The sequence below is a fragment of the Litoribacterium kuwaitense genome (genome assembly GCF_011058155.1).
Lineage (GTDB): Bacteria > Bacillota > Bacilli > Bacillales > DSM-28697 > Litoribacterium > Litoribacterium kuwaitense.
In genome coordinates this window covers 96,208-121,253 of the sequence record NZ_JAALFC010000004.1, presented here as the reverse complement: position 1 = coordinate 121,253, position 25,046 = coordinate 96,208, and the positions used below count along the sequence as shown (strand labels likewise).

General features: G+C 43.1%; 23 protein-coding genes. 16 read left to right on the top strand and 7 right to left on the bottom strand.

All coding sequences use genetic code 11. The annotated features are described in order from the left end of the window. Window positions 1-104 precede the first annotated feature (104 nt). Together G4V62_RS04505 and G4V62_RS04500 are read left to right on the top strand one after the other, a co-directional pair. Complete coding sequence (locus G4V62_RS04505) at window positions 105-2,180, top strand: sensor domain-containing protein (protein ID WP_165199645.1); 2,076 nt, start codon at window positions 105-107, stop codon at window positions 2,178-2,180. Window positions 2,181-2,346: 166 nt separating this feature from the next. Beyond that, window positions 2,347-2,517 (top strand): hypothetical protein, encoded by a 171-nt coding sequence (locus G4V62_RS04500; RefSeq protein ID WP_165199643.1) that lies wholly within the window; start codon window positions 2,347-2,349, stop codon window positions 2,515-2,517. 204 nt (window positions 2,518-2,721) lie between these two features. On the opposite strand, the gene ppc is transcribed toward G4V62_RS04500, so the two are convergent. Continuing rightward, on the bottom strand, window positions 2,722-5,484 hold the full coding sequence (ppc, locus tag G4V62_RS04495; RefSeq protein WP_165199641.1) for a phosphoenolpyruvate carboxylase: 2,763 nt from the start codon (window positions 5,482-5,484) through the stop codon (window positions 2,722-2,724). A gap of 248 nt (window positions 5,485-5,732) precedes the next feature. On the opposite strand from ppc, the gene G4V62_RS04490 reads away from it, so the two are divergent. Together G4V62_RS04490 and G4V62_RS04485 are read left to right on the top strand one after the other, a co-directional pair. Continuing rightward, entirely contained in the window at window positions 5,733-6,812 is a 1,080-nt protein-coding gene (locus G4V62_RS04490; protein WP_165199639.1) for an AI-2E family transporter, read from the top strand. 511 nt (window positions 6,813-7,323) lie between these two features. Next, the gene (locus G4V62_RS04485) at window positions 7,324-7,908 is read left to right on the top strand and encodes a redoxin domain-containing protein (RefSeq protein ID WP_165199637.1); all 585 of its coding nucleotides are present in this window, start codon (window positions 7,324-7,326) and stop codon (window positions 7,906-7,908) included. A 278-nt stretch (window positions 7,909-8,186) separates the two neighbouring features. On the opposite strand, the gene G4V62_RS04480 is transcribed toward G4V62_RS04485, so the two are convergent. From G4V62_RS04480 to G4V62_RS04470, 3 genes are all read right to left on the bottom strand, one after another. After that, a complete protein-coding gene (locus tag G4V62_RS04480) occupies window positions 8,187-8,879 on the bottom strand; it encodes a TraR/DksA C4-type zinc finger protein (RefSeq protein WP_165199635.1) in 693 nt (230 codons plus the stop codon). Window positions 8,880-8,933: 54 nt separating this feature from the next. Beyond that, window positions 8,934-9,305 (bottom strand): PaaI family thioesterase, encoded by a 372-nt coding sequence (locus G4V62_RS04475; protein ID WP_165199633.1) that lies wholly within the window; start codon window positions 9,303-9,305, stop codon window positions 8,934-8,936. Window positions 9,306-9,473: 168 nt separating this feature from the next. Next, entirely contained in the window at window positions 9,474-10,415 is a 942-nt protein-coding gene (locus G4V62_RS04470; RefSeq protein WP_165199631.1) for a 1,4-dihydroxy-2-naphthoate polyprenyltransferase, read from the bottom strand. A 217-nt stretch (window positions 10,416-10,632) separates the two neighbouring features. On the opposite strand from G4V62_RS04470, the gene G4V62_RS04465 reads away from it, so the two are divergent. From G4V62_RS04465 to menE, 5 genes are read left to right on the top strand one after another with little or no spacing between them, the layout of a single operon-like run. Continuing rightward, window positions 10,633-12,021 (top strand): isochorismate synthase, encoded by a 1,389-nt coding sequence (locus tag G4V62_RS04465; RefSeq protein WP_165199629.1) that lies wholly within the window; start codon window positions 10,633-10,635, stop codon window positions 12,019-12,021. After that, the gene (menD, locus tag G4V62_RS04460; RefSeq protein WP_165199627.1) at window positions 12,021-13,745 is read left to right on the top strand and encodes a 2-succinyl-5-enolpyruvyl-6-hydroxy-3-cyclohexene-1-carboxylic-acid synthase; all 1,725 of its coding nucleotides are present in this window, start codon (window positions 12,021-12,023) and stop codon (window positions 13,743-13,745) included. The genes G4V62_RS04465 and menD overlap by 1 nt, the downstream gene beginning before the upstream one ends. A 3-nt stretch (window positions 13,746-13,748) precedes the next feature. After that, window positions 13,749-14,609 carry a 2-succinyl-6-hydroxy-2,4-cyclohexadiene-1-carboxylate synthase gene (menH, locus tag G4V62_RS04455; protein WP_165199625.1) on the top strand — a complete coding sequence of 287 codons (861 nt, stop codon included), beginning with the start codon at window positions 13,749-13,751 and terminating at the stop codon, window positions 14,607-14,609. Further along, the gene (gene menB / locus G4V62_RS04450) at window positions 14,578-15,390 is read left to right on the top strand and encodes a 1,4-dihydroxy-2-naphthoyl-CoA synthase (RefSeq protein ID WP_165199623.1); all 813 of its coding nucleotides are present in this window, start codon (window positions 14,578-14,580) and stop codon (window positions 15,388-15,390) included. Before menH ends, menB begins: the two co-directional genes overlap by 32 nt. A 17-nt stretch (window positions 15,391-15,407) precedes the next feature. Beyond that, window positions 15,408-16,868, top strand: coding sequence for an o-succinylbenzoate--CoA ligase (menE, locus tag G4V62_RS04445; protein ID WP_165199621.1), 1,461 nt, complete (start codon window positions 15,408-15,410; stop codon window positions 16,866-16,868). 18 nt (window positions 16,869-16,886) lie between these two features. On the opposite strand, the gene ytzI is transcribed toward menE, so the two are convergent. Further along, a complete protein-coding gene (gene ytzI, locus G4V62_RS04440) occupies window positions 16,887-17,036 on the bottom strand; it encodes a YtzI protein (RefSeq protein ID WP_165199619.1) in 150 nt (49 codons plus the stop codon). Between the two features lie 118 nt (window positions 17,037-17,154). Between ytzI and G4V62_RS04435 the strand changes: the two genes are divergently transcribed. Next, window positions 17,155-17,493 (top strand): hydrolase, encoded by a 339-nt coding sequence (locus G4V62_RS04435; protein WP_165199617.1) that lies wholly within the window; start codon window positions 17,155-17,157, stop codon window positions 17,491-17,493. Here the strand turns inward: G4V62_RS04435 and G4V62_RS04430 are convergent. Then, a complete protein-coding gene (locus G4V62_RS04430; protein WP_165199615.1) occupies window positions 17,458-18,315 on the bottom strand; it encodes a DUF6612 family protein in 858 nt (285 codons plus the stop codon). The genes G4V62_RS04435 and G4V62_RS04430 overlap by 36 nt on opposite strands. Window positions 18,316-18,495: 180 nt before the next feature. On the opposite strand from G4V62_RS04430, the gene G4V62_RS04425 reads away from it, so the two are divergent. The 4 genes from G4V62_RS04425 to G4V62_RS04410 all read left to right on the top strand — a co-directional run bounded on the left by G4V62_RS04425 (window position 18,496) and on the right by G4V62_RS04410 (window position 22,480). Continuing rightward, entirely contained in the window at window positions 18,496-19,083 is a 588-nt protein-coding gene (locus tag G4V62_RS04425; protein ID WP_165199613.1) for a hypothetical protein, read from the top strand. Between the two features lie 22 nt (window positions 19,084-19,105). Continuing rightward, entirely contained in the window at window positions 19,106-19,576 is a 471-nt protein-coding gene (gene ytkD / locus G4V62_RS04420) for an RNA deprotection pyrophosphohydrolase (protein ID WP_165199611.1), read from the top strand. 410 nt (window positions 19,577-19,986) lie between these two features. Further along, window positions 19,987-21,183 carry a methionine adenosyltransferase gene (gene metK / locus G4V62_RS04415; RefSeq protein ID WP_165199609.1) on the top strand — a complete coding sequence of 399 codons (1,197 nt, stop codon included), beginning with the start codon at window positions 19,987-19,989 and terminating at the stop codon, window positions 21,181-21,183. Between the two features lie 448 nt (window positions 21,184-21,631). Then, entirely contained in the window at window positions 21,632-22,480 is an 849-nt protein-coding gene (locus tag G4V62_RS04410; RefSeq protein WP_165199607.1) for a MurR/RpiR family transcriptional regulator, read from the top strand. Here the strand turns inward: G4V62_RS04410 and G4V62_RS04405 are convergent. Then, on the bottom strand, window positions 22,428-22,994 hold the full coding sequence (locus G4V62_RS04405) for a gamma carbonic anhydrase (RefSeq protein WP_165199605.1): 567 nt from the start codon (window positions 22,992-22,994) through the stop codon (window positions 22,428-22,430). The two genes, G4V62_RS04410 and G4V62_RS04405, sit on opposite strands and share 53 nt — an antisense overlap. Window positions 22,995-23,119: 125 nt before the next feature. On the opposite strand from G4V62_RS04405, the gene G4V62_RS04400 reads away from it, so the two are divergent. After that, window positions 23,120-23,929: an alpha/beta hydrolase gene (locus G4V62_RS04400; RefSeq protein ID WP_165199603.1), complete on the top strand. Its 810-nt coding sequence runs from the start codon at window positions 23,120-23,122 to the stop codon at window positions 23,927-23,929. 19 nt (window positions 23,930-23,948) lie between these two features. Then, window positions 23,949-25,031 carry a tetraprenyl-beta-curcumene synthase gene (gene tbcS / locus G4V62_RS04395; protein ID WP_165199601.1) on the top strand — a complete coding sequence of 361 codons (1,083 nt, stop codon included), beginning with the start codon at window positions 23,949-23,951 and terminating at the stop codon, window positions 25,029-25,031. The last annotated feature ends 15 nt before the right edge of the window (window positions 25,032-25,046 follow it).

Here is a 25,046-nt window from a genome sequence, read left to right as displayed (position 1 = left end):
AAAACATGACATTTGTTTTAGAAAAAAGAAAAAGCGTGACTTTATGCTTAAAGCTATTTCATATATACTAAAGGTAATGCATATTAGAAAATGAGGTGCGCAAAATGATGAATCAAGATTTGGTCGTGCTTCAAGAAATATTAGATAGTGTCTTATTTCAGAAAACCAATCAAGGTATGGTGATTACGACGTTGGAAGGGCGCATCCTCGCGGTTAATCATCAATATGAAAAGCTTTCAGGTTATAAAGAAGATGAATTGATTGGACAAATGCACAACATACTGCAAGCCGATTCTGATGACCCGATTTGGAAAGAGTTATGGGAAAAAGGGAATTGGAATGGTGAGCACGTTAGCTTTAAGAAGGACCAAACGAGATATCATGAAGGACTTAATATTAGAACCATCTATAAAAAAAGAGACGAGCCAATATTCTTTCTTCTAATGTGCTCGGATGTTACAGAAGTACGAAGGAAAGAGCAGTTACTGGAGCTGGCCGTAAAAGTGTTTGAAAATATGCTTGAAGGGATCATCATTATTGATAAAGAGCATAAAGTTCATCACGTGAATCCGGCATTTACAAAAATTACAGGGTATGATCAATCTGACGTCTTAGGAAAAGGCTTAAATTTTATGTATACCGAAAAGAATGGCATCGACTTTTTTAAAAAAGTGCAGAGTATACTTAAGGAAAAAGGTGAATGGAAAGGTGAAGTATGGAGTAGACGAAAAGACGGGGGATTGTATGCGAATCGGGTTTCTGCAACAGGTGTCTTAAATGAAGAAGGGGAAATCGCTTATTACGTAGCAGCGTTTTCAGATTGCACGACACAAAAAAACAAAGAGGATTATTTATATAAGCTTGCGCATGTTGATGTAGTAACACAGCTTCCGAATCGTCGCTCTTTTGAAGAACGTTTAGAGATGGCGATACATACAGCCAGAGAATACAACAAAAAAGTGGCGCTGATCTTTATCGACTTAGACTGTTTTAAAAAGGTCAATGATGAATATGGGCACACTGTTGGAGACAAGCTGCTTCGAATGGTCGGTGAGCGATTGGAGAAATTGCTTGGTGATCACGCTACTGTTGGCCGCTGGGGTGGCGACGAGTTTACGTTAATTTTAGAGAACTGTCATGATCTCTCTGAAGTAACGGCTACGGCAAAAAGCATCCATGATGCGCTGGCTAAACCTTTTTTGTTAGATGAGGGCTTGCAGCATATTAAGCCGAACATCGGTATATCTGTGTATCCGGAAGACGGGCTTCAGGCAGATGAATTAATCGAAAAAGCAGATAAAGCGATGTATATTGCCAAAAAAGAAGAACACCGTTTTCGGTATTACTCAAAAAGTGTCGTCGACGTTCATTCGTCAGTGAATCAATTATCTGATCGAATTAAGCAAGGAATGGCAGACAATGAATTTTTCCTTCTCTATCAACCGCAACTATCTTTAGCCACGGGAAAGCTTGTCGGAATGGAAGCATTATTGAGGTGGAACAAGAAAGGTGAAGGGCTTGTATCTCCAGCTGAGTTTATCCCACTTGCCGAAGAAACGGGGCAAATTGTTGAGCTTGGTGCTTGGGTCATTCAAATGGTTTGCGAACAAATTCAATGTTGGGCTGAGGAAACGCGCTTAACCTATCCGGTGTCAATTAATATCTCAGCATTGCAATTGGAGGATCCACATTTTGTTGAGAAAGTAAAGCATATCATTTCTTCGACAGGCATTGAAGCAGCGTATTTACGTTTTGAGCTGACAGAGAGCGTGTTTATTAAAGACCAGGAGCGGATGATCCAACGTCTAAATGAATGTAAGGAATTAGGCATTCAATTTGCTTTAGATGATTTTGGAACAGGGTACTCTTCACTATCCTATTTGAAAAGGCTGCCAGTTAATGAGTTAAAAATTGATCAGTCATTTTTAAAAGATATGCTCCTTGATGGAAGCAATGCGACGATTGTTTCTGCAGTCATAGACATTGCTCATTCTCTAGGCATTCGTGTTGTTGCTGAAGGAATCGAATTAGAGGATCAGGAACTCTTTCTCAAAAAACAAAATTGTGATGTCGGACAAGGATATTTGTACAGCCGACCTATCCCTGGTGAAGAAATTAAAAACAAGTGGTTACGATCTTCTTCAAGAAAAACGCGTGTAACATCTGTGACTGTGAAGTAGCTAGCAGAAAACTTAAAAGTAAAGGGATCTCTCTGTCATTTAATTGAAATAAAACTGTAACACAAATGAATGATATTTTCTTCCTCTTCCTGGGTATGTATGTAATAAGCGGGACCGAAACAAGCACCCGACTTTTTTATGGATGGATTAAAGGAGGATGAACGTTTTGAGTCGAAAAAAATGGTTAATGTCAATGGCATCATCAGCACTAGCGCTAGTACTAATTACAGGTTGCGGCGGAGCAGGTGGCGATACTCCAGCAGATGAAGGTCCTGCTGAAGAAGAAACAGGTACAGATACGGAAGGTGAAGGTACGGATACCGACACAACTGAATAATAAACATACAAAAATCCTAGTGGTGACCACTAGGATTTTTTATATGACTAGCCAGTGCTTAGGTGGTAGCTCGACCTTCCGTCATTAAATGTTACCATCGGTACGTACTGAGGAGGGCAAAAAGCTAAGGTAAGTGGAGGTCGATAAAAAGCGTAGCCATGCCTGAGATCGCATGGCTACTAAGAAATATGACGGTTATTAAGATCAACCTGTATTACGTAATCCTGCAGCTAGACCATTGATCGTAAGAAGTACTTCGCGAAGAAGCTCTTCGTTTTCTCCTTCATTGGATCGAAGTTGGGCGATCAGTTCAACTTGTAAGAAGTTTAGTGGGTCTACATATGGGTTACGAAGAATGATCGACGACTTAATATTAGGGCTGTTATCTAATAACGCTTCCTGTCCAGTAATTTGAAGTAGCACTGAACGCGTTAATTCATATTCGTCACTGATGATCTTAAATATACGCTCCGCCATTTCTTTATTTTCAACGAGGCTCGTATATTCTGTTGCCGCCATGACATCTGCCTTTTTTAGCGCCATTTGTAAGTTTTCAATCGTTGATCTAAAGAAAGGCCAATGTCTGTACATCTCTTGAAGTAAATCTAAATGTCCTTGATCAATGTACGATCTTAAACCGGAGCCGGCCGCGAACCAGGCTGGTAGTAATTGTCTGCTTTGTGTCCAGGCAAACACCCATGGAATTGCACGAAGGTCTTCAAATCGATTACTGTTTTTTCTTCGTGAAGGACGCGAACCAATATTTAGCTCACTTATCTCTGGCAACGGCGTAGATTGGCTAAAATATTCAAGAAAGTCTTCGTCACCAAAGACGAGAGATTGGTACGTTTTTAAGGATACTTCAGACATCTCATCCATGGCTTGTTCCCATTCAGGTTTACGATTATGCTGATCTTCTGATTCGGACGAAATGTGAGCAGATGCGGCTAAAAGTGCAGAAGCAGCTTGTTCTAAGCTACGGTGGGCAATGTCAAATAATAGATAACGTGATGAGAGAACTTCGCCCTGTTCAGTAATTTTCACACCGTCACCGAGCGTTTCTGCCGGCTGAGACAAAATGCTTCGGTTTAATGGTCCGCCTCCTCGTCCGAGAGAGCCACCGCGTCCATGGAAGAACTTCAAGCCAATGCCGTAGTTTTTAGCCAAGTCGTGAATTTCCTGTTGAGCTTTATAGAGCTTCCAATTCGCTGTAAGTGTACCGCCATCCTTGCTGCCGTCTGAATAGCCGAGCATAATTTCTTGAGTATCTTTACGGCATTTTAAGTGTTGACGATAAAAGTCCAAATCAAATACGGTTTTCATAATGCTTGGACCGGCAATCAGGTCATCAATTGTTTCTAGTAAAGGCGCAATCGTTAAATGACTTTCGATTTTGCCATCTGGATGCTTTCGGAAAATACCAGCTTCCTTCGCCAGTACCATGACTTCGAGTAAGTCACTCGCTGCACATGTCATACTAATCAAATACGTTACAATTGAACGGTGACCAAATTCTTTATGGGCGGCACGAATCATATCGAAAACACCGACTACTTTCTGTGTTTCCTTTGATAAGTCCTCTTTAAACGAGATGAGCGGACGCGGGTCATGGATGACAGCTGTCAAAAGCTTAAGTTTCTCATCTTCAGATAACTCAGAGTATCGATCTGTCAATTGTGCATGCTTAAAGATTTCGTTCAAGGCCGCCTCATGCTCACCGCTGTGGTTCCGAATGTCCAAAGAGGCTAAATGAAATCCAAATATTTCCACTTGTTGAATAAGAAGGCGCAGCTTGTTCGATTCGTGTGCTCGCATTTGATGTTTTTCAAAGCTGCGGCGTATGAGCTGCAGATCTTCGAGAAACGCATCTGCATTGTCATAGCCAATACTGCTATAGCCTGTTTCCCGCAGTTTCTTCAAAATAATAGCTAGTTTATTACGGTACACTTCATATTCAACGACCCATTTTTCATCTGCATTCAGAAGGTGCATCTCATCGTTTACTGAATCAATGAGCTCTTGACTGATACACACATACTTAGAAGAGTGACTGAAGTGACGGTGCAGGCCTTGAATTGCATCGATATATTTTCCAATAGCTAGTTCTCTATGTTTTTCAAGTGTTTGCCATGTGATCTGAGGCGTCACATTCGGGTTGCCGTCTCGGTCTCCTCCAATCCAAGATCCGAAGGTTAAAAAGTTAGGGACGGTCCACGTTTGGTCAGGATAATGCTTATTGAGGCAGTCCTCGAGCTCTTGGTGAATCAATGGAAGAATGTCAAAAAGTGTTTCATCGAAATAGTAAAGGCCATTTGCTACTTCATCCATGACAGTAGGCTTACGGTGGCGTAGCTCGTCCGTTTGCCAGAGGGTCATAACTTCATTAAATAAATCTTCATCAAGCTCCTGAATCTCACGGCTTGTTAAGCTTGGCTCATTTCGTTTAATTAGTATGTCAGCAATGCGACGGTGAATTTGTAATACTGTACGCCGCGTCGCTTCCGTTGGGTGAGCGGTAATAATAAGCTCGAGACTCAAGTTTTGTAACACATCGGAAATGACAGTGTTACTCATATTATTTTCTTTCAACCGGACAACTGTATTTTCGAGTGATCCCGGCTGCATTACGTTATCTTCCTGTTTTTGGTATTCCTTTCGACGCCGAATTCGGTGGGTTTGTTCAGCAATATTCACGAGGTGGAAGTAAATCGTAAAGGCACGAATCACGTGTGTTCGTTGCGGGGGCTCAAGCTTCCTAATGTCATCTTTTAAGCTATGTACATCTGGCTTCATGTCTGCGTTATTGCGCAGCTCTTTTGTCTGCTCACGAATTTTTTCTACTGTGTTTAAGAGGTTTTGTCCTCCTTGCAATAACAGGACATCTCCTAAAGTCTTTCCTAACATCTTGACATCCCGGCGGAGGGGTGCACTGTTATCTTGACTAGTTGCATTAGAGCGAGTCGTCATAAAATCACCTTTCTATAAAAGTCGTTATTTAAAACAAGATTCCAAGCGAAGTGGTTCTTTCATGCTCATGACGACATGCGTGTATAGTTTCACAAGCCGTTAAATATTTATAATATTTTTATAGTACCATAGCTCCGTCAAAATTTCACGTCTGAAAAGGCGGTGGTATGTTTTGGCTACATGTATGCTAGAATGAAAATAAAACATCAAATATTCAATTCAGCTTATAGGAAGATGGTGTGAAAATAGTGGAATGGTATCAAAAATCGTGGTTTAAGTATATGGTCGTCGCGACTCTTGCATTAGTCATTATTTGGTTTTATGGGCATGTGCAATTTTTTATTCAGCCATTGCAAACTTTTTTAATGACAATGCTGATACCGATTATTCTAGCTGGCATTCTATATTATCTGTTAAGACCAGTTGTTCGCTTCTTGTCGAAGTATATTTGGCAAACTGCCGCCATTCTTATCGTTTTTGTTGCCCTTTTAGGCGGGTTATTTTTAATTGGAGCAGCTGTGGGCGAATTTTTAATCAACCAATTTCAAGAATTGGTGAAGCAATGGCCGGTCATTTTGGATGCTGGATCGCGGCAAGTCAATGACATCCTTCAGATGATTGATTTTGAGAGTGATATCGTTCAGGAAATGCGTGACAACACATTGGATTTCTTGAAAAGTTCAGTTGGGACAATTGGAAACAACGTGATTGGCATTGCCGGAGCAGTGACTAATGCAGTGACAGTAACTGTCGTTATTCCGTTTATCTTATTTTATTTGCTTAAAGATGATGGTCAATTGTTACCTTCTATGCTTAAGTGGTCGCCGGCTTCATTTCAAACACACGTGAAAGAAACTTTGAAAGAAATGGATCAAACGATCGCAGCGTATGTATTAGGACAAATGCTCGTTGCCTGTGTCATTGGCTTATTCATGTTCATTGGCTATCTTATTATTGGATTGCCATTTGCCGCGGTGCTGGCGCTGTTCGCACTCGTCACGTCGTTTATCCCGTTTTTAGGTCCTTTTCTAGGCATATTGCCTGCGATTGTTATTGCAATACCAGAAGGGACGTTTATGCTAGTGAAGGTGCTCATCGTATTTGTTATTGTGCAGCAAGCAGAGGGGAATCTCGTGTCTCCACAAATTATGGGTAATCGTTTAAATGTCCATCCGGTGACGGTCATCTTAGTCATCTTAGCAACAGGTTCGGTATTTGGATTCATCGGTATTCTCATCGCGGTGCCTGTTTATGCTGTGATTAAAGTCATCGTCTTATCAACAGTGAAATGGGTGAGAGCAGCAAGAGCCGACGATTTGAAAGAGTGATGAAAGAATTGAAGGTGTGTGACTTTACTAAGAAGGAGCACGTTCCTAGTCAATCAACGAATGAGACGCAAGAGAGACTCGTAAATCTTTTTGGTACGCTTATCAAGGATGTAGACGAAGTCGCATTGACTTTGTCTACATCCTTTTTAAATAAAATAGCTTAAAAAAGATAAGGGCGTGAGAGGATACTGCACGTGCTAGCTTAGGCATTTTTGAAGTGTTGGTAAAGTCAACGCTCATTAAAAATAACGGTGGTTCTCGTGACCTATTCAGCGTAAGTCTATTGTTTAAAAGTTCATTTGGGGCAATACGATGATTGGCTTTGCTTTTATTTTTGGCATAATCCTCTTTGAGCGGTTGAGAATTTGCTAATGTATAGACCATCTAGAAGTGAACAAACTGTGAAAGGAGACAGTTCGCCAACTTTTGGTCGACTAACAATGGTATGAACCGTATGCAGTTTGTCGTACAATAATGACAGGTTACGAAAAAAGCATTGAGGTGGTTTATGATGTCTAAAATATCGTGGCGGCGACTGCTCGTTACTTTATTTTTGTTGGGCTTAGTGACTTGGCTAGGCGTTGATTTCTTTGTACAGCAACAAGAAGCGAGTAAGGCTGAAAGTGAACCGGTCTGGCTGACGGGGCCAGATGCAGAGATGCAGCAGGCGTCGTCTGGATTAGAGATTGGTGATCAAGCGCCTGATTTTAAGCTGAATGACTTAAGCGGCAAGGAAGTAAAGCTTTCAGATTACCGTGGGCAGGAGGTCTTGGTTAATTTTTGGGCTTCTTGGTGTGAGCCTTGTAAAGAAGAGATGCCTGTTTTTCAGTCTTATTACGAATCTGACGGACAACGTGTCGAGATATTAGCTGTGAACGCGACAAATACCGAACGGAGCGTAAAAGACGTGGAAACCTTTGTCGAAGCCAATGGCTTTACTTTTCCCATCTTACTTGATCGGGATGCCACGTCGGTCGAAGATTATCTCGCGTTTTATTTACCGGTTACTTATAAAATAGACGAAGAGGGAAAGATATCCGATTTGCATCGCGGGCCATTAACCCATGACATGATGGATGAATGGTTGAGCACTTGAGAGGCCGGCAGTGTTTTTAGGTAGGAATACGATTGACAAAGGAAAGGTACTTTTCTGGAGCGCGCTGACGAACGAAAAATATTCCTGCAGAACGGTAAAAGATTAATCATAACAATAAAAGGAGGTAAGTGTAGACAAAGTGGAATATGACTGAGTCTACACTTATTTATTTTGTTAGCACTATCCATTTTGACTCATCAAGCTGGGATGTAACAGTACGCGGTCGAAATAGAAAAACACGGCAAAATATTCGCAGGGCCGTGTTTTCAAATATTTTTTTAGCTCAGGAAGTCTTCACCAGTCTGTGCTTCATCGTCTAACGCATCTTCGTATGCTTCGTGGCTCTTAGATTGTACATTTATGTGACCCGCTCCATCCAAATCGCGACTTGCCATGAAGGAATCGTGGCGCTCAACCGCGCCAACCCTTTCTTCATTTGCTTCGTTTATATCGACATAGTTTTGAATCGCCGGATCTTGAATATCAGAGGGAGAATCAGAGCTTCCGTAGGTTGCGACTTCCTGCCATGCATCTTCGCCGTCATAACGATTGTCATCGGGCTGAGAAAAGGAGGAAGGCATTGAGGAGAGGATGTCCTCTTCTACAGGACGGTCACTGGCAAGGTGTTCATCGGCTGTCACGGTTGCCACAGTACGCGCTTCCGGGAGTGCTTGAAGCCGTTCTAAAGGAATAGGCGCGCCGGTTTCTTGGCAAATGCCATACGTCCCATGATTTATTCGTTCAAGCGCAAATAGGAGCTCTTGCCGCTCGTGGTCCTCATGCTCGTGCAGTGCCTGATCTTTTTCCCTTTCAAACAAATCAGTTCCGGAATCAGCGGGATGATTATCGTAGTAAGATAATTCACCGCCCATTTGCAGACGATCTTCGTGTGTATCGTCTGCATGTTGTAATGCCGCCAGTCGTTCTTTAATTTGCTGTTTTAGTGCTTGTAACTCGTCTTCTGAAATCATGTTGTCGCTCCTTTAACGATGATGTTTTCCGTAGTATGCGACAATGAAGCAAACTCATTCGACAGATTTGATTGCTATAGTACATCTAGCAATGCAAATTAACTTCTCGGTATCTTGATTAGTGAGGCGAATATCCCAAACCATTGTAGAACGGCCGCTATGAATCGGTTGTGCTGTTGCTACGAGCCAGCCGGATGACATCGGTCGCAAATGGTTGGCATTAATTTCAAGACCTACAGGGATTTGCTGTTCCCCGCAATGTTCAAGTGCGCCGAGGCTCGCTGCTGTTTCTGCAAGTGTCACGGAGGCACCTCCGTGGAGAAAGCCCATCGGTTGGTGCACAACAGGGAGAACGGGCATTCGTAAGATAACTTTGTCCTTTGATACGTGTAAAGACTCGATGCCAAGGTGAGTAAGTAAATTCATGTGCAGGATTCCTTTCATATAACATACGTGCGGTACGCAGTTTGACACTTCCAAAAGAGGCGTGGCGTTAATGATGTTTTTTCGTTGGAACTCAACAAAAAAGAAGTGTAGACAAATGAACAACAACTTTGTCTACACTTTTATCCCTATACTGAAAGAAATGATGGATTATGAGCCGAAAACATGCCCGAGAACGATACCGACAGATAATAAAAAACCAAAGGCTGTGTTCGTTTGTGCGGTCGCTTTCATCGCTGGCATCATTTGCATCGGCATCGTTTTACCAGCAAAACCACGTGAAGCCTGGAACGCTTTCGGCGTACTGAATAGAACAAGCAATGACCAGATCGGTGTCATCCCTGCAATGACTAACGAGATGATCCAGACATAAGAAATAATAAACATGCACGTTAACAATACAATTGCCTTAGGACGTCCGAGTAAGATTGCTAATGTTTTCCTGCCATTTTGTTGATCACCATCTAAATCACGAATATTATTCGAGAGTAAGATCGCACCGACTAAAATAGAAACTGGAATCGACAGCAGGATGCCATGCAAACTAATTGTTTCCGCTTGCACATAGTACGAAAGCATAATGATGACAAACCCCATAAAAAATCCTGACGTTAACTCACCAAAAGGTGTGTACGCAATCGGAAGAGGTCCGCCAGTATAGAAGTATCCTGCAGCCATACAGACTACCCCGATGACTGCAATCCACCAAGTCGTTTCCAAACAAATATATATACCGATCAATGCAGCGACCCCAAAAAGGCTAAAAGCGACACGGACGACTGTTTTTGGACGGATGCCTTCGCGGACAATACCGCCGCCAATACCGACTGATGATTCGTTATCAAGCCCCCGCTTATAATCGAAGTATTCATTAAACATATTTGTGGCAGCTTGAATTAAAATACACGCGATCATCATGGCCAAAAACAACGGCCAATGAAGTGTAGCGCTTTCTAATGACAAGGCAGTTCCTAAAGCAACTGGTACAAAAGAAGCGGTTAAAGTATGTGGCCTTAACATATGCCACCAAATCTGGAAATGACTTTTCTTACCAGGATGAGTAATCTTTTTATTGGCTATTCGATGATTCAAATCATTCGCCGTCCCTTCTTCATGTCGACGTTTGTCAAGATAATTCGCCTATTGGACAAGTGTGACCTCGACATAAAACGTTCATAATTCAGTTTAGGAAATTGGGGGTAAGGTGTCAATGCAAACAATGCCTCTTTTGTTGACACTTGTCTTCCGAGAGGTGTATCTTTAAGGTGCTATCCAATGGATAATGCTAGGAACAAAGGGGGAAACAACAGTGATTGACAAAAGCCAACAAAGCTTGTCGGAGCTACTCGCTGAAGCGAGCGGACGAGCCAAGCAAATGCAGACCCCTATTCTGGCAAGCTGGACGGAACTTATAGAAGCTGTTGATTTGCTCGACTTCTTTCATGAAGCTGCATATACACATAACGACCGGTTTTTCTGGCGAGGCCAGGATGGTATCACAATCGCTGCCTGTGGGGCATGTGAGCTTTTTGAATCAGATCACGACCATTTACATGAAATTGAAGATTTATGGAAAGAACGGATGACTTATTCAGTCAAGAATACACGAAGGGGACCGTTGACCGGTCCTCATCTTTTCGGTGGTTTGTCATATCATGGTGAGCCTTCTAAAGGATCTGTTTGGCAAGGATTCTCACCGGCTCGTTTTATTCTTCCAGAGATAGTGATTACGAGGGAAGAGGAACACAGCTGGTTTACCTTTAATTGCTTAATTACTGAAGAGACAGACCTCACCGATATTTGGCATCGAATGACAGCTTATAAAAATAAAATTGCCAAGCTATCTGCTAGGGAATTTGATGCTGTCGTATTTACAGACATTCTCAATCCCCATTTAACCGAATGGAAAGAAGCGATTGCTTCGTTAACACCTGAGTTAGGAATTTCACCCTTGCAAAAGGTCGTCCTTGCACGCAAAAAAGAAATACGAACAGACCGCCCTCTTGCAGCTGCTTTTGTATTGGAGCAACTATTAAGCAATCATGACGGTGGCTATATATTTGCTGTTTCGATAGGCGAAAGAACGTTTTTAGGTGCGACACCAGAACAGCTGATTAAGAAAAAAGGTCACGTTGTGGAATCGGCGTGTGTCGCTGGAACGATCAGAGCGGGTCAAACTGAGGCTGAGAGTCATGCGCTTGGCCAAGCGCTACTTAGCGATGAGAAAAACTTAGAAGAACATGCGTATGTCGTTCACAATATTGCTGAGCACATTTCCTCTATTGCGGAAAATATAACCGTGCCGACAAGTCCAAGAATTTTAAAGGCGGGGAACGTGCAGCATTTATTTACGCCAGTTCGCGGAATTTCCTATTCTGAACAGACGGTGCTGTCGATGGCACGCTTACTTCATCCTACGCCAGCACTTGGTGGAACACCGACAGATTTAGCTTTGCAAAAAATAAAAGAAGTTGAGCCCGAAGACCGCGGCTGGTATGCTGCGCCGATCGGATGGATGGATATGAATGGCGACGGTGAGTTTGCTGTAGCGATTCGTTCTGGTGTAATCGAGCAGAACCGAGCGTCTCTTTTTGCTGGCTGTGGGATTGTCCAAGCTTCTAATCCTGAGGAAGAAGCCGAAGAGGTGGAATTGAAGTTTTTACCAATGCTTCAAGCGTTAAGGGGGACAACGTTGTGATGGATTTAGCATCATCCAACACTTTAGCTGCTTTCGTTCAAGCGCTTAACCAGTCTGGGGTAGGACACGTAGTCATTAGTCCCGGATCAAGGTCGACGCCATTGGCCTTATTGTTTACGAGACATCCACAGATGAAGGAGTGGGTCTTGTTGGATGAGCGCTCAGCTGGTTTTTTTGCGCTTGGACTTGCGAAGCGGACCCAGCAGCCGGTGGTGCTTTTATGTACTTCTGGTACCGCGGCATCAAACTATCTTCCAGCAGTCACTGAAGCAAAGCATGGGCGGGTTCCATTGATTGTCGTGACAGCAGATCGTCCCCATGAGCTTAGAGACGTTGGCGCGCCGCAAGCCATTCATCAGCCTAACATGTATCAGAATTACGTGAAGTGGGAAGTAGACTTACCGATACCAGACGGCGATGAGGCGACACAAAAATATTTAACGATGGCGGCCAGTCGGGCAGCACACATTTCGAGTCAATCTCCAGCTGGCCCAGTCCATCTAAATGCCCCTTTTCGAGAGCCGTTAAGCCCACATCTAGACTGTACCTTTACGGGCCATGGCACACTAGTGCGATATTTGAATACCGAATGGACTTTATGTTCAGACGCAGTGCCGGATATGATACAATGGCTCAATAGGGAGAAGCCCCTCATCATTTGGGGACCTGATCAATTCAATGAACAAACAGAGCGCATTCTCACAATGGCTCAGCAGTTTAATTGGCCTGTGCTTGCTGATCCGCTGTCACAGCTTCGTCAAGGTGAGGGAAGTGTATTTTTCATCGACCAATATGACAATTTTCTTCGAGAGTCTGCCCATGTTGATGCTTTGCAGCCTGAAGTTATTGTACGAGTTGGTGCACACCCTGTATCAAAAGCTTTGCAAAAAGCGATCAATCAATGGAGCCAAGAAGCAGCTTATATTGTTTGGGATGAAGAAGCGTACAATGATCCTACGCTAAATGCAAACATACATATCCAAGCGAAGAGTGAGCGGTTTGTCAGGATGATCAATATACACAATCGAGACGTTGCGCCTGCTGATGAAAAGTGGCTCGGTTTATGGCAACACGCACAAAACGTATCTCTTGCTGAAACTCAGTGTGTCGAAGTCGAGGAGAACTTACAGGAGCATGCGATTTTTCCGATGCTTCGGAATGCGATTGCTTCATATGATGCTTTGTTTGTTGGAAATAGTATGCCAATCCGTGATTGTGATTCTTTTTTTCATTCGCTGTCACAGCCCTTGGCGATTTATGCGAACCGTGGGGTGAACGGGATTGACGGTGTTGTGTCCACAGCTTTAGGGGTTGCTGCTGCGGGATGCAGAGTGCTTCTCGTTCTTGGGGATGTTTCGATGTATCATGACTTAAATGGGTTACTTGCTGCCAAGCTTTATCAGCTGCCTGTAACCATCGTTGTTGTTCATAATGACGGTGGGGGAATATTCTCGTTTTTGCCACAAAAGAAAATGACTGAAGCAGAAGAATTTTCACGTCTGTTTGAAACACCTCATGGATTAGATTTTTCCTATGCTGCTTCTCTGTATGGTGCATCCTATGAAGTGGTGTCTTCACCGGCTGCTCTTGAGCGAGCTGTTGAACCTCGTGATCACTTGCACATCGTTGTTGTGAAAACGAGTCAACCGGATGGCGTAGAGGAACGTCGTGAAAAATGGAAAAGAATACGCATCAGTATTGATGGGAGAAGGGATAGAGACTAAAGGATGTATTTTCAGGCAAGAGGGGTGCCTTATCACTATCGCGACGCAGGACCTAAGGAGGCACCGGCGTTATTATTGCTTCATGGTTTTACAGCAAGTATCGAAACATGGGAGCCGTTTATTCCGCTATGGTCACAACAACATCGGGTGATTTCTGTTGATTTACCGGGTCACGGAAAGACACCTTCACCAGCTGAAGAAGGTCGCTTTAAAATGCAAGAGGTTGTTCATGATTTATGTTTGCTGCTTGACCATTTAAACATTGAAAAAACGTCGATATTAGGTTATTCAATGGGTGGGCGTGTCGCGATTTCTTTTGCTGTTCATGCGTCCGAACGAGTAGAACGGCTGATCGTTGAAAACGCATCGCCTGGCTTAAAGACGGAAGAAGAGAGACGCCAGCGCAGAGAGCGTGATGAGCAACTCGCTCATCGGATTACAACGTTCGGAATGGCATCTTTCGTTGCTTATTGGAGAGAGCTCGATTTATTTGCTTCACAAAAAGCGCTCCCAATGTCAGTAAGAGAGACGCTAGATCAAGAACGTTTACAAAATAGTCCTTCAGGCCTTGCTTCAAGCTTAAGGGGGATGGGGACAGGTGCACAACCGAGTTATTGGGATGCACTTCCTACACTTTCCGTGCAGCTTACATTTATTGCTGGCACATTAGATCAGAAGTTTTTAGACATCGGTCAAGACATTTGTGAACGCGTGCCAAACAATACGATGTTGGTTGCGGAAAATGCAGGGCACGCGGTTCATATTGAGTCCCCTGTATGGTTTGCCACGACAGTATTAAATGCACTGAATGATCAAAAGGAGGAACAGACAGATGAGTTGGGAAATGGTAAAAGAGTACGATGAAGTGTTGTATGAACATCGGGGTGCGGTCGCGAAAATTACAATTAACCGACCTCACGTTCATAATGCTTTTACACCAAATACAGTCACGCAGTTAATCGATGCTTTTGCGAGAGCTCGTGACGATGAGCGCATCGGTGTTATCATTTTTACAGGTGCAGGTGACCGGGCATTTTGTTCGGGTGGAGATCAGAAGGTTCGTGGTCACGGTGGGTATGTCGGTGATGATCAAATTCCGCGCTTAAATGTTCTTGATCTTCAGCGCCTCATTCGTACCATTCCGAAGCCCGTCATCGCGATGGTTGCCGGGTATGCAATTGGCGGCGGACATGTGTTACATATCATTTGTGACTTGACGATTGCTGCGGAGAATGCAGTCTTCGGGCAAACAGGACCTAAAGTTGGTAGCTTTGATGCTGGTTATGGTGCTGGTTACTTAGCGCGCATTGTCGGCCATAAAAAAGCTCGTGAAATCTGGTACTTATGTCGTCAATATAATGCACAAGAAGCGTTAGATATGGGGCTTGTCAACACGGTTGTCCCACTTGAACAGCTTGAAAAAGAAACGTTACAGTGGGCAGATGAAATGCTGGAAAAATCTCCGACAGCGCTTCGTTTCTTAAAAGCGTCCTTTAACGCAGATACGGATGGTTTAGCAGGGCTGCAACAGCTTGGAGGAGACGCTACACTTCTCTACTACACGACCGATGAGGCAAAAGAAGGACGAGATGCCTTCAAAGAAAAGCGCTCACCAAACTTTGATCAGTTTCCGCGCTTTCCATAAGTTGGAGTGGATATGATATGAAATTACCACGGCTTCTACAAAAACGAGCGATGCTTACACCGGCATCGCTCGCTTTAATCACAGAGAACAGACGGTGGACATTTCAAGAGATGCACGACGAAGTAAAGAAAATGGCAGCGCATATTTCTCAATTTGACGCCGAACAAGCTCATGCGGCGTGCTTTATTGAAAACAAAGCAGAGGCGGTGTTTTTTTTCCATGCTTGTCAATATACTGGCATGGTCGCTGTGCCGCTAAATATGCGTTTGACGGAAGAAGAGCTCGTTTGGCAAATGAAGGAAGCAGAATGCTCCATTTTATATTATACAAAAGGCTATGAGGAGAAAGCGCTCCATGCCGCTAGGTGCTTACAAATCACAGCTTGTGCCATTGAGGATATAGTAGACAAGACACATTGTGCTGCTCTTAATAATGATGAGATGATAGACAGCGATGCTCCAGCGACCATTATGTTCACTTCCGGGACAACAGGTCAGCCAAAAGGGGTTTGTTTAACGTGGGGAAATCATTATTGGAGTGCTGTGAATGCCGCCTTGCAAAGTGGTTTTTCCGAGCAGGATATTTGGTATACAAGCCTTCCTTTATTCCACGTTAGCGGTTTTTCGTCGCTGATTAAAAGTGTTGTTTCTGGCTTGTCTATTTATTTGGATGCGCGCTTTCAGCCCGAACGCGTATGGCAACTCATCGAGTGTGGTGAAGTGACGCATATTTCAGTTGTTCATAAAATGATGGAAGACTTGCTCGCGGTCGCTGATGGGAAAGAAGCACCTCCTTCTTTACGCCAAGTCTTGATTGGTGGTGGATCGACTCCCTGGGAGCTTATTCATGAAGCGTATGACTTAAAATGGCCGTTGACGGTCAGTTATGGTATGACCGAAACAGCCTCACAGGTTGTTTCGGTCGATATCAGTGAGCAAACTCCACGTGGAACAGCGGGCAAACCGATGCTGATGAATGAAGTATGCATTTGTCAACCGGATGGTAAAGTGCTTCATACGGGACAGGAAGGGGAGCTATGGGTTAAGGGACCTACTGTCTTTAACAGCTATGTCAATGCCGCCTCTACAAAAACAGAAGAGGGTTGGTTTCCGACAGGGGATATTGGAAAGCTGGATGAGGATGGGTATTTATATGTATTAGACCGACGGAGTGACATGCTTATTTCTGGTGGGGAAAATGTTTATCCAGCTGAAATTGAGCATACACTTGCAGCTCATCCAGCCGTTGAAGCTTGTGGTGTCTCGAAGGCAGTAGATGACAAATGGGGTGAAGTTCCTGTAGCATATTTAGTGCTAAAGCAATCCATCGGTTCACAAGAATTGCGCGCTTGGCTTAAACCGAGACTTGCCTCATATAAACACCCGAAATATATGTATACAGTTCAAAGTTTGCCCCGAAATGCAACTGGAAAGCTCCAGCGCCATTTACTTAAAACACTGCAAAAAACAGAGATATAAATAAAAGTACCCATCCAGTTAATTGACATCGGATGGGTACTTTTTTTCGTCGTCGCTTACGATTGGATCGACGGTATGTTTGTATTGATAACCTGTTGAAATTGTAATCACACTTAGCACAAGTACAATAAGAATGATGATGATCGTCGTAATCATCCAAAACAGCATAAAAGTCCTCCTAGTCTATCGCGGCATCCTTCGTATTGTAATAGACTCCAGATTTCTTTTCAAGTATGAATAAGTTTCGTCGAAAACGAGCATAAGAAAAGAAAAGGAGGCGACTGATTTGGAAAAGCAGGTATATACTGTTTCAGTGGCGAAACGAGAGATAAACGCAAATCAGACGAATAGTCCGTATGAGTTTAAGGTGAGCGCTACAGAAGATGAAATTGAGCACCTTCGAGAGCTTTTTAATGAGTTAGGCACGACATCTTTTGATAATTTTGTTCGGGCACACATTCCATATATTCAATATCATGATGACATGGAGAATGACATGTACGACCGTCAGTTAATCCAAATTTATCGTTATATTGAAAGGCTAGGTGATGACAAAACGAGAGAACATATTGAATCCATGCGTGTCGGTTTATGGGATGACGGAAAGACTGACCATTTGAGCTGACTCCTGAACAGATTCTGGGAGCTGTACTTGTTTTGCTTCATTCCAGTTTGAGTATGTGATCTTGATCGCTTGTGAAAGCTGCTCTGTAGCACTTCCTTCCGCAGTTGACGTCATTTCAAATGAAGTTGTTATTGTGGAAGGAACCAACGTATCACGATCAATATTGATGTTTAGTGTGAAATTTTGTAAATCAAGCTGTTGATAGGAAACGCCAGCCGAGTGTCCGCCTGATAAGACAAAATTTGGATTCAGATGGTTCACGATATATTTTTTTGCCTGTTCAGTTGGCTCGTTATAAGAAAGGACCCAATCAGTATCGTTTTTTTGTACTGTCCATCCTTCTTGAGAAAGGACTGTACGAATGTCATCAATTTGTGCAGAGGCGAACATCTGCTCTTCATAGATGTTGGACCGCTCCATCGCTTGTTCTTCTGATGTCGTTAGCCATGTGTGCTGTATAGGGTCATATGTGAAGAAGCCTTCTGGTGTAATATACGTCTCTGTGGTTGATTCTTCTTGGACCTCAGGAATCTGAAAGGTTTGCTCGAGATACATCGCTCTATTCGGCTGTGTGTGAACATCTGCCGCAGTGTTTGTTTGAATATTTTGCTGACGACTCGTTCCATCGACGGGGAATGAGATGTCTTGCGAGAAGTCAATTTCAGTATGAAATGAATTCATATCTTCGACAGCAGCGAAGGTTTGAGCGAACATGCGTTCAACATTCATATCCGTATTGGAGCCGTCCGAGCTCGTATTGGGGTTGCTGGCACAAGCGGTAAGTAAGCTGAGACAGAATATAAGTAAAAGAAATTTCTTCATCTGACATGCCCCTTTCTTTATCAATCTATAAATAGTTTACCCTTTTATGGCGTCGTTCTACACCTAAATCCTTTAAAAGAAAGCTCTGATGTATCATTGTGAACGAGGTTTGAATGATTCTGAATAAAGGAAAAGAGGGTTGTAAGGGATAACATTCAAATAAAAGGAGGGATCCCTTTTATGCTTAAAAAGTTTGGCCTCGGTATCATTACTTTAATCCTTATGCTAGCTTTCGCCAAATATTATTACTCGCCTGGAGACATGAACCCTGATGTGTTTGTCGATCAGAACGAGGCTGTTACAGTTAAATCGCAAAATAGAGCTGTCGTTGCCTCGGCGAACAACAACATACCTGTGTCGCCGCAGTCCCAATATATTAGTAAAGAAGAGGCTGCTCCGATTGTAGAACGATTAACCTCTTCATTTATGGATACGCTCGTTCAACGAACAGCTGACGATAACGAAGTCATCAAATATCAATCGAAGGAAGAATTACTTGATCAATTTGAAAAAATTTCCACAAGAGAAGCTGCTCTTCCATATGTTCGATTTTATTTTGAGGAACGCGATCAATCCCTATATATTGTACCTACAGAAACACCTCCATGGTTTAAAGTTGATGAAGATTTTACGATAAAGGACGTCGCACACGACGGGTTCACAATCGTGCAGGAAAATACATCGGACTTATATGGCGAATATTCCATTGAAATGCGGTTTACAAATGCGGACGGATCATGGAAGATAGAAGAAGTTATTCACCGATAATGAAAAAAATGGAGCTAAGTGAATGCACATATTTGAAGACTATTATCATAACAAAGTTCGGTTGTCTTTTCAGGATCATCCCTTTTCCCGTGCTCCTGGTCACGTCCTTGTATTAACAAGGTACAATCAGCATTGGCTATTAACAAAGCATCCAAGAAGAGGGATCGAATTCCCAGGTGGAAAAGTTGAGCCTGGTGAGCTACCGCGCGATGCGGCCTCACGAGAGGTTTATGAGGAGACTGGGGGCGTCGTATCCTCCCTCTCATACATAGGGCAGTACAAAGTAGATGGTAAGCAGGAAAGTATTGAAAAAAACATATACTATGCCACTGTTTCAGTGTTAGAGGAGACCGACCATTACTATGAAACGGAAGGTCCTGTGTTATTTAAAGATTTACCTGAGAAAATAAAGAAAGACGCCCGTTTTAGTTTTCATATGAAGGATGATGTCGTACAGCTAAGCCTTCGTCACATTCAAATGCTGTTTCATTGAGTTTTGCGTGAGTTTTGTTACTAGCAAAGTTTAATTGTACACTTAAGAACCGTAAGTGATCTGGTAGTCCTGCCCTACAAGAGAAGCTTTATTTTAGTGTTGAATCTGTGAACCAAAGTGCATAAGCGTAATTCTTTTACGAAACGAAATGCTCTTGATCAACCGCGATTGTATATTTTTAAACGTTGCCAGCTTATGTTTACAAATATGCTGTTCATCATCACCTGCAAAGCTGGCAAGGGATGTGACAAAGCGTTGACACTGTTTTCGGCTTCGGCTACAATTGAGTAGGTTTATAGTCGGGACGACCTTTTCCACTTTCACCTGGGAAAAGGTTTTTACTCGTCGTGAAACATAGAGTACATAGAAGACCTTGTGAAGGTACAATGTACTAAGGAGGTATAGATTTATTGGGAAATATTCGACGGCTTTTTACCTCTGAATCTGTAACAGAAGGTCACCCTGACAAAATGTGTGACCAAATTTCTGATGCTATTCTAGATGCTATTTTGACAGAGGATCCGAATGCACGTGTTGCCTGTGAAACGACGGTCAATACAGGGCTAGTACTTGTCGCAGGTGAAATAACGACGACGATGTATGCGGATATTTCAAAAATCGTACGCGAAGCGATTCGTGATATAGGTTATAATCGGGCCAAATATGGTTTTGATGCAGAAACCTGTGCTGTACTTACGTCGATTGATGAGCAGTCTCCTGACATTGCGCAAGGCGTTGATCAAGCGCTTGAGGCGAGAGAAGGAGCGATGACTGAGGAAGAGATTGAAGCGATTGGAGCTGGAGACCAAGGGTTAATGTTCGGGTTTGCTTGTAATGAAACTGATGAACTGATGCCGATGCCGATTGCCTTGGCACACCGCCTGTCCCGACGTCTAGCATCTGTCCGAAAAGATGAAACCCTCTCATATTTGCGTCCTGATGGAAAAACGCAGGTGACCGTAGAATATAATGAGGATGGGAAGCCTGAACGGATTGATACAATCGTCATTTCTACGCAGCATCACCCTGACGTGACGTTAGAACAGATTACAGAAGATATGAAAACGCATGTGATTCACCCTGTGGTTCCTGACGGCTTTATCGACGAGAACACGAAGTATTTTATCAATCCAACCGGGCGCTTTGTGATTGGCGGTCCTCAAGGAGATGCTGGTCTGACTGGCCGGAAGATTATTGTTGACACGTATGGCGGCTATGCTCGTCACGGCGGCGGGGCATTTTCAGGCAAAGATCCGACGAAGGTTGACCGTTCGGCGGCTTACGCAGCTCGGTACGTAGCCAAGAACATTGTGGCAGCTGGTTTAGCGGATAAGTGTGAAGTTCAGCTTGCTTATGCGATTGGTGTTGCACAGCCAGTATCTATAGCTATAGAGACATATGGTACCGGACGTCTTTCGGAGGAAAAATTGGTCGAGCTCATTCGACAACACTTTGATTTACGTCCAGCCGGGATTATTAAAATGTTAGATTTACGACGCCCAATTTATAAGCAAGTCGCGGCCTACGGACATTTTGGCCGTAATGATTTACAGCTTCCGTGGGAGCAGCTCGACAAGGTTGACGCTTTAAAAGCTGCACTGTCTTAAATGTGGTAGCTACGGCTTGTGCATGATTCATGAAAATGATGACTGCGCAGGCCTTTTTGTCGTTGTGTGAAAAGAAAATGAAAAATGGGTGATGCTGGCAACGGAAAAAGGTATAATAGAGATAATATTCCTTTGCTGAAGACTTGGTAACACCAAGGTCGTATGGCTTAAGTTTGTTTTACGATCGTTTTTTTGGAAAAAATGGTCATGACTCGTTCATTTTTTCGCATGATGGTCTAAGTGAACATGAACAGAAGAAAAAAGTTGCTGAGCGGATGCCAAAAGAATTGAGGTAGATTGTGTCTACATTCTGTTCATTTTTATGCGCGATGGTCTTGTTAGCCACACACTTAAAAGTGATTAGATCTATTGATTGTGAATCATGTAAATTGTTAAAGAGTATGCAATACGGCCGATTAGGGTCACCGTGATGGAGGGAGGTTCTCAAATGTTAAAAGGCGGACTCACGATGCTTGAAAGTATGCTTGATAAGCTGCCACGTTCAGAAAAGAAAATTGCAACATATATTATGGAATATCCAGAGAAAGCTGTCCAGTGCACAGCGAGCGAACTCGGTGAACTGAGCGAAACAAGTAGCGCTGCTGTGATCCGGCTATGTAAATCTCTTGGATTAAAAGGCTTCCAGGAACTAAAGTTAAGGGTCGCAGGTGATTTACAAAAAGAGCCTTCCTATGGATTTAGAGATATTCATCCAGATGAAACAACAGCAGACGTCATGTCGAAAATTACGAGCAATGCCATTGCAAGTATCACAGAAACTGCAGAATTGTTACAGGTTCAAGCAATTAATGATGCAGTGACAACGATACGTAATGCGAGTGCAGTACATATATTCGGTATCGGAGCTTCAAGTATTGTGGCAAAAGATTTTCAGCAAAAGCTATTGCGGATTCAAAAACATGCGACGGCGTATGAAAGCCGTCATATGGCTTCTATTCAAGCAGCTGGTGCTGAAAAAGGAGATGTTGTGATGGGCATCTCCTTTTCGGGGAATACTAAAGAAGTTAAAGAATTTCTCGAATTGGGAAGAGCAGCTGGAGCTGTTGCGATTAGCTTAGGGAGTTATGGTCAATCGCTGGTCTCATCAGTGGCAGACATTGAGCTCTCGACATCACCGACGAGAGAAGCGACATTTCGCAGTGGAGCGACATCGTCAAGAATAGCACAGCTGCTCATAATTGACGTATTGTTTATGTGTTTATGTACGTCTGATTACGAACGATCTATTCAAGCGATTGATTTTTCGCGCCAGGTAATTGATCGTTTAAATCAATAGATGCGTGTTGCTGCTTTTTGTAAGCTTGCCCTTTTTGCACATAATCATTGCAAATGCGTTTCATGTCAGCGAGCTCTTCTTTAGTGAGCTCACGAACAGGGCGAGCAGGGCGACCCAAAGCGAGCGTGTATGGAGGTATTTTTTTCCCCCCAGTTAGCAAACTCCCAGCACCGAGCATTGCGGATGTGCCTAACTCTGAGTCATCAAGCATCGTCGCTCCCATTCCTACAAGTGCTCCTTTTCTAACTGTAGCGCTGTGAATCATTGCTTGATGCCCGATTGTCGCTTCTTCTTCAATGATCACAGGCAGCCCTGGCGACTGGTGAAGGACGGAGCCATCTTGAATGTTTGCAGATTGGCCGATGTAGACAGGTGAGACGTCACCGCGGATGACGGTCTGGTACCAAAGAGAGACGTATTCTGCAATATGAACATTTCCAGTGATCGTTGCATTTTCTGCAATATAAGCTGTAGGGTGGATGTGGGGAGAGTATTTTCCATAAGGTATAATCATCGTATCATTCCTTTTCGGATCGTCTAATGGCTTATGGTTCATTTTAAGAAAAACAGTTCATTTGTACAAGGAACGAATTTTTTTCATTCAACCGAAGAGAGAACAGAATTTGGAGGGACCGCATAGTGTGGATTTATCAAACAGATTATACCCCTAAAGGTGTCATTGTTGTAATTCACGGCGCGGTAGAGCATCACGGCCGTTATCATTGGTTAAAAGAGCATTGGCTTGAAGAAGGTTATCACGTCATTTTAGGAGACCTTCCAGGACAAGGGCTTTCCAATCGTAAACGAGGACATATTGATTCATTTGAAGAATACTTAAAAGAAGTACACAGCTGGCTTTCTGAAGCACAGTCATTCCTTCTTCCTATTTTTGCTATTGGACATTCTATGGGGGGGCTTGTCCTTGTACGTCTCTTGCAAAAGCACACTATTCCGTTAGATGGGGTTATTCTTTCTTCACCGGCACTGGGTTTGCGTTTTAAGCCGGCACCGCCACTGAATGTGCTGGCAAAGGGGATGAATGTCCTCATGCCGAGATTACAAATGAGTCCAGGACTCACGCCGAATATCGCAACCCGCAATAAACATATTGTAGATTCTGATAGCAATGATTCGTTAATGCTGCAAAAAGTATCAGTTCGCTGGTATAGCGAGCTTGTAAAAGCGATGGAACTCGCCTTCAAGGAAATGTCGGAATTTCCGGATGTTCCTCTTTTGATCATGCAGGGAGGAAACGATAAAATAGTAGATAAACAGCTTGTGAAACAATGGTTTAATGAGTACGATGGTACTGAAAAAATGTATAAAGAGTGGCCAGGGCTTTATCATGAAATCTTTAATGAGCCTGAGAGAGAGCAAGTGTTTCGGTTTTGTACTCGTTTTGTTCAAATGCATGCTCAAGGCTTTCACATGTCTGTCGATCAACGTTAAAATACCGGAGGCTGTTTGAATGAAGACACCAACGACCATTGTTGGTCTAATGAAATCAATGTATACGTCCGTATTTCCTGAGGTGCATAATCAGCTTAAGGAGTGGAAAGCACGAGCAGCCACCATTCCTGATGATGAATTACGTGAGCAAGCTTTAAAAAGCATTGATCATAAAACGTTTCATTGTGAAGGCGGTGCGGTCTACGCGCTCTTGTCTGGAAAAGCGCATTTTAAAGAATGCGTCAAATTTATTGTGGCTTATCAAACGATTAGTGACTACCTTGATAATTTGTGTGACCGGAGCACGTCTTTAGATCCTGTTGACTTTGAAGCTCTTCATGAATCGATGGCTCATGCTTTAACGCCCGGGGCAGTTCCGGTGAATTATTATCGACATCGGACAGAGCAAAATGATGAGGGTTATTTACAAGCACTTGTTGAAACGTGCCAAGGCGTACTTGCTCGTCTGCCGGCATATGACTTAATTGCTGACCATCTCCTTACGTTAGAAGGTTATTATGCTGATTTGCAAATTCATAAGCACGTGAAAAAGGAAGAGAGGGAGGAGCGACTCATTCGGTGGTTTGAGGCGCATCGTCACACTGTTCCTGAAATGACCTGGTATGAATTTTCCGCTTGCGCCGGCTCAACACTAGGAATTTTTTGCTTGGCCTCTTACGCTTTTCATTCATCATTTACAAAAGAGGATGCAGGACAAATTTATCAAGGCTACTTTCCTTATGTACAAGGCCTTCATATTTTACTCGATTATTTTATTGATCAAGAAGAAGATCGAATGGAAGGCGATTTGAATTTTTGTGAGTACTATGAGTCACGGGAAAGCATGATCCAACGCTTTGAGCATTTTGTTACGAAAGCGGATGATCATCTGCGAGGCATTCCGAATGAAAAATTTCATCGACTTGTGAATCGTGGTCTCCTCGGTCTATATTTATCGGATGACAAAGTGAATGAAACGAAGCTTTCCAAGAAGATAGCGAGATCGATTCGCCAGCTTGGTGGTTTTCCATCGTTATTTTTTTATGTCAATGGCCGTGCATATCGAGCATTGCAAAAAAACAATAGCTCATTACAGTTTTAGTGTTCAATAAACGAA

Excerpts from the sequence above, each read along its gene's own strand:
- G4V62_RS04505 (WP_165199645.1), top strand. The coding sequence starts at position 105 with ATGATGAATCAAGATTTGGTCGTGCTTCAAGAAATATTAGATAGTGTC.
- ppc (WP_165199641.1), bottom strand. The coding sequence starts at position 5,484 with ATGACGACTCGCTCTAATGCAACTAGTCAAGATAACAGTGCACCCCTC.
- G4V62_RS04485 (WP_165199637.1), top strand. The coding sequence starts at position 7,324 with ATGTCTAAAATATCGTGGCGGCGACTGCTCGTTACTTTATTTTTGTTG.
- G4V62_RS04480 (WP_165199635.1), bottom strand. The coding sequence starts at position 8,879 with ATGATTTCAGAAGACGAGTTACAAGCACTAAAACAGCAAATTAAAGAA.
- G4V62_RS04475 (WP_165199633.1), bottom strand. The coding sequence starts at position 9,305 with ATGAATTTACTTACTCACCTTGGCATCGAGTCTTTACACGTATCAAAG.
- menD (WP_165199627.1), top strand. The coding sequence starts at position 12,021 with ATGGATTTAGCATCATCCAACACTTTAGCTGCTTTCGTTCAAGCGCTT.
- menH (WP_165199625.1), top strand. The coding sequence starts at position 13,749 with ATGTATTTTCAGGCAAGAGGGGTGCCTTATCACTATCGCGACGCAGGA.
- menB (WP_165199623.1), top strand. The coding sequence starts at position 14,578 with ATGAGTTGGGAAATGGTAAAAGAGTACGATGAAGTGTTGTATGAACAT.
- menE (WP_165199621.1), top strand. The coding sequence starts at position 15,408 with ATGAAATTACCACGGCTTCTACAAAAACGAGCGATGCTTACACCGGCA.
- ytzI (WP_165199619.1), bottom strand. The coding sequence starts at position 17,036 with ATGCTGTTTTGGATGATTACGACGATCATCATCATTCTTATTGTACTT.
- G4V62_RS04430 (WP_165199615.1), bottom strand. The coding sequence starts at position 18,315 with ATGAAGAAATTTCTTTTACTTATATTCTGTCTCAGCTTACTTACCGCT.
- G4V62_RS04425 (WP_165199613.1), top strand. The coding sequence starts at position 18,496 with ATGCTTAAAAAGTTTGGCCTCGGTATCATTACTTTAATCCTTATGCTA.
- ytkD (WP_165199611.1), top strand. The coding sequence starts at position 19,106 with ATGCACATATTTGAAGACTATTATCATAACAAAGTTCGGTTGTCTTTT.
- G4V62_RS04410 (WP_165199607.1), top strand. The coding sequence starts at position 21,632 with ATGTTAAAAGGCGGACTCACGATGCTTGAAAGTATGCTTGATAAGCTG.
- G4V62_RS04405 (WP_165199605.1), bottom strand. The coding sequence starts at position 22,994 with ATGATTATACCTTATGGAAAATACTCTCCCCACATCCACCCTACAGCT.
- tbcS (WP_165199601.1), top strand. The coding sequence starts at position 23,949 with ATGAAGACACCAACGACCATTGTTGGTCTAATGAAATCAATGTATACG.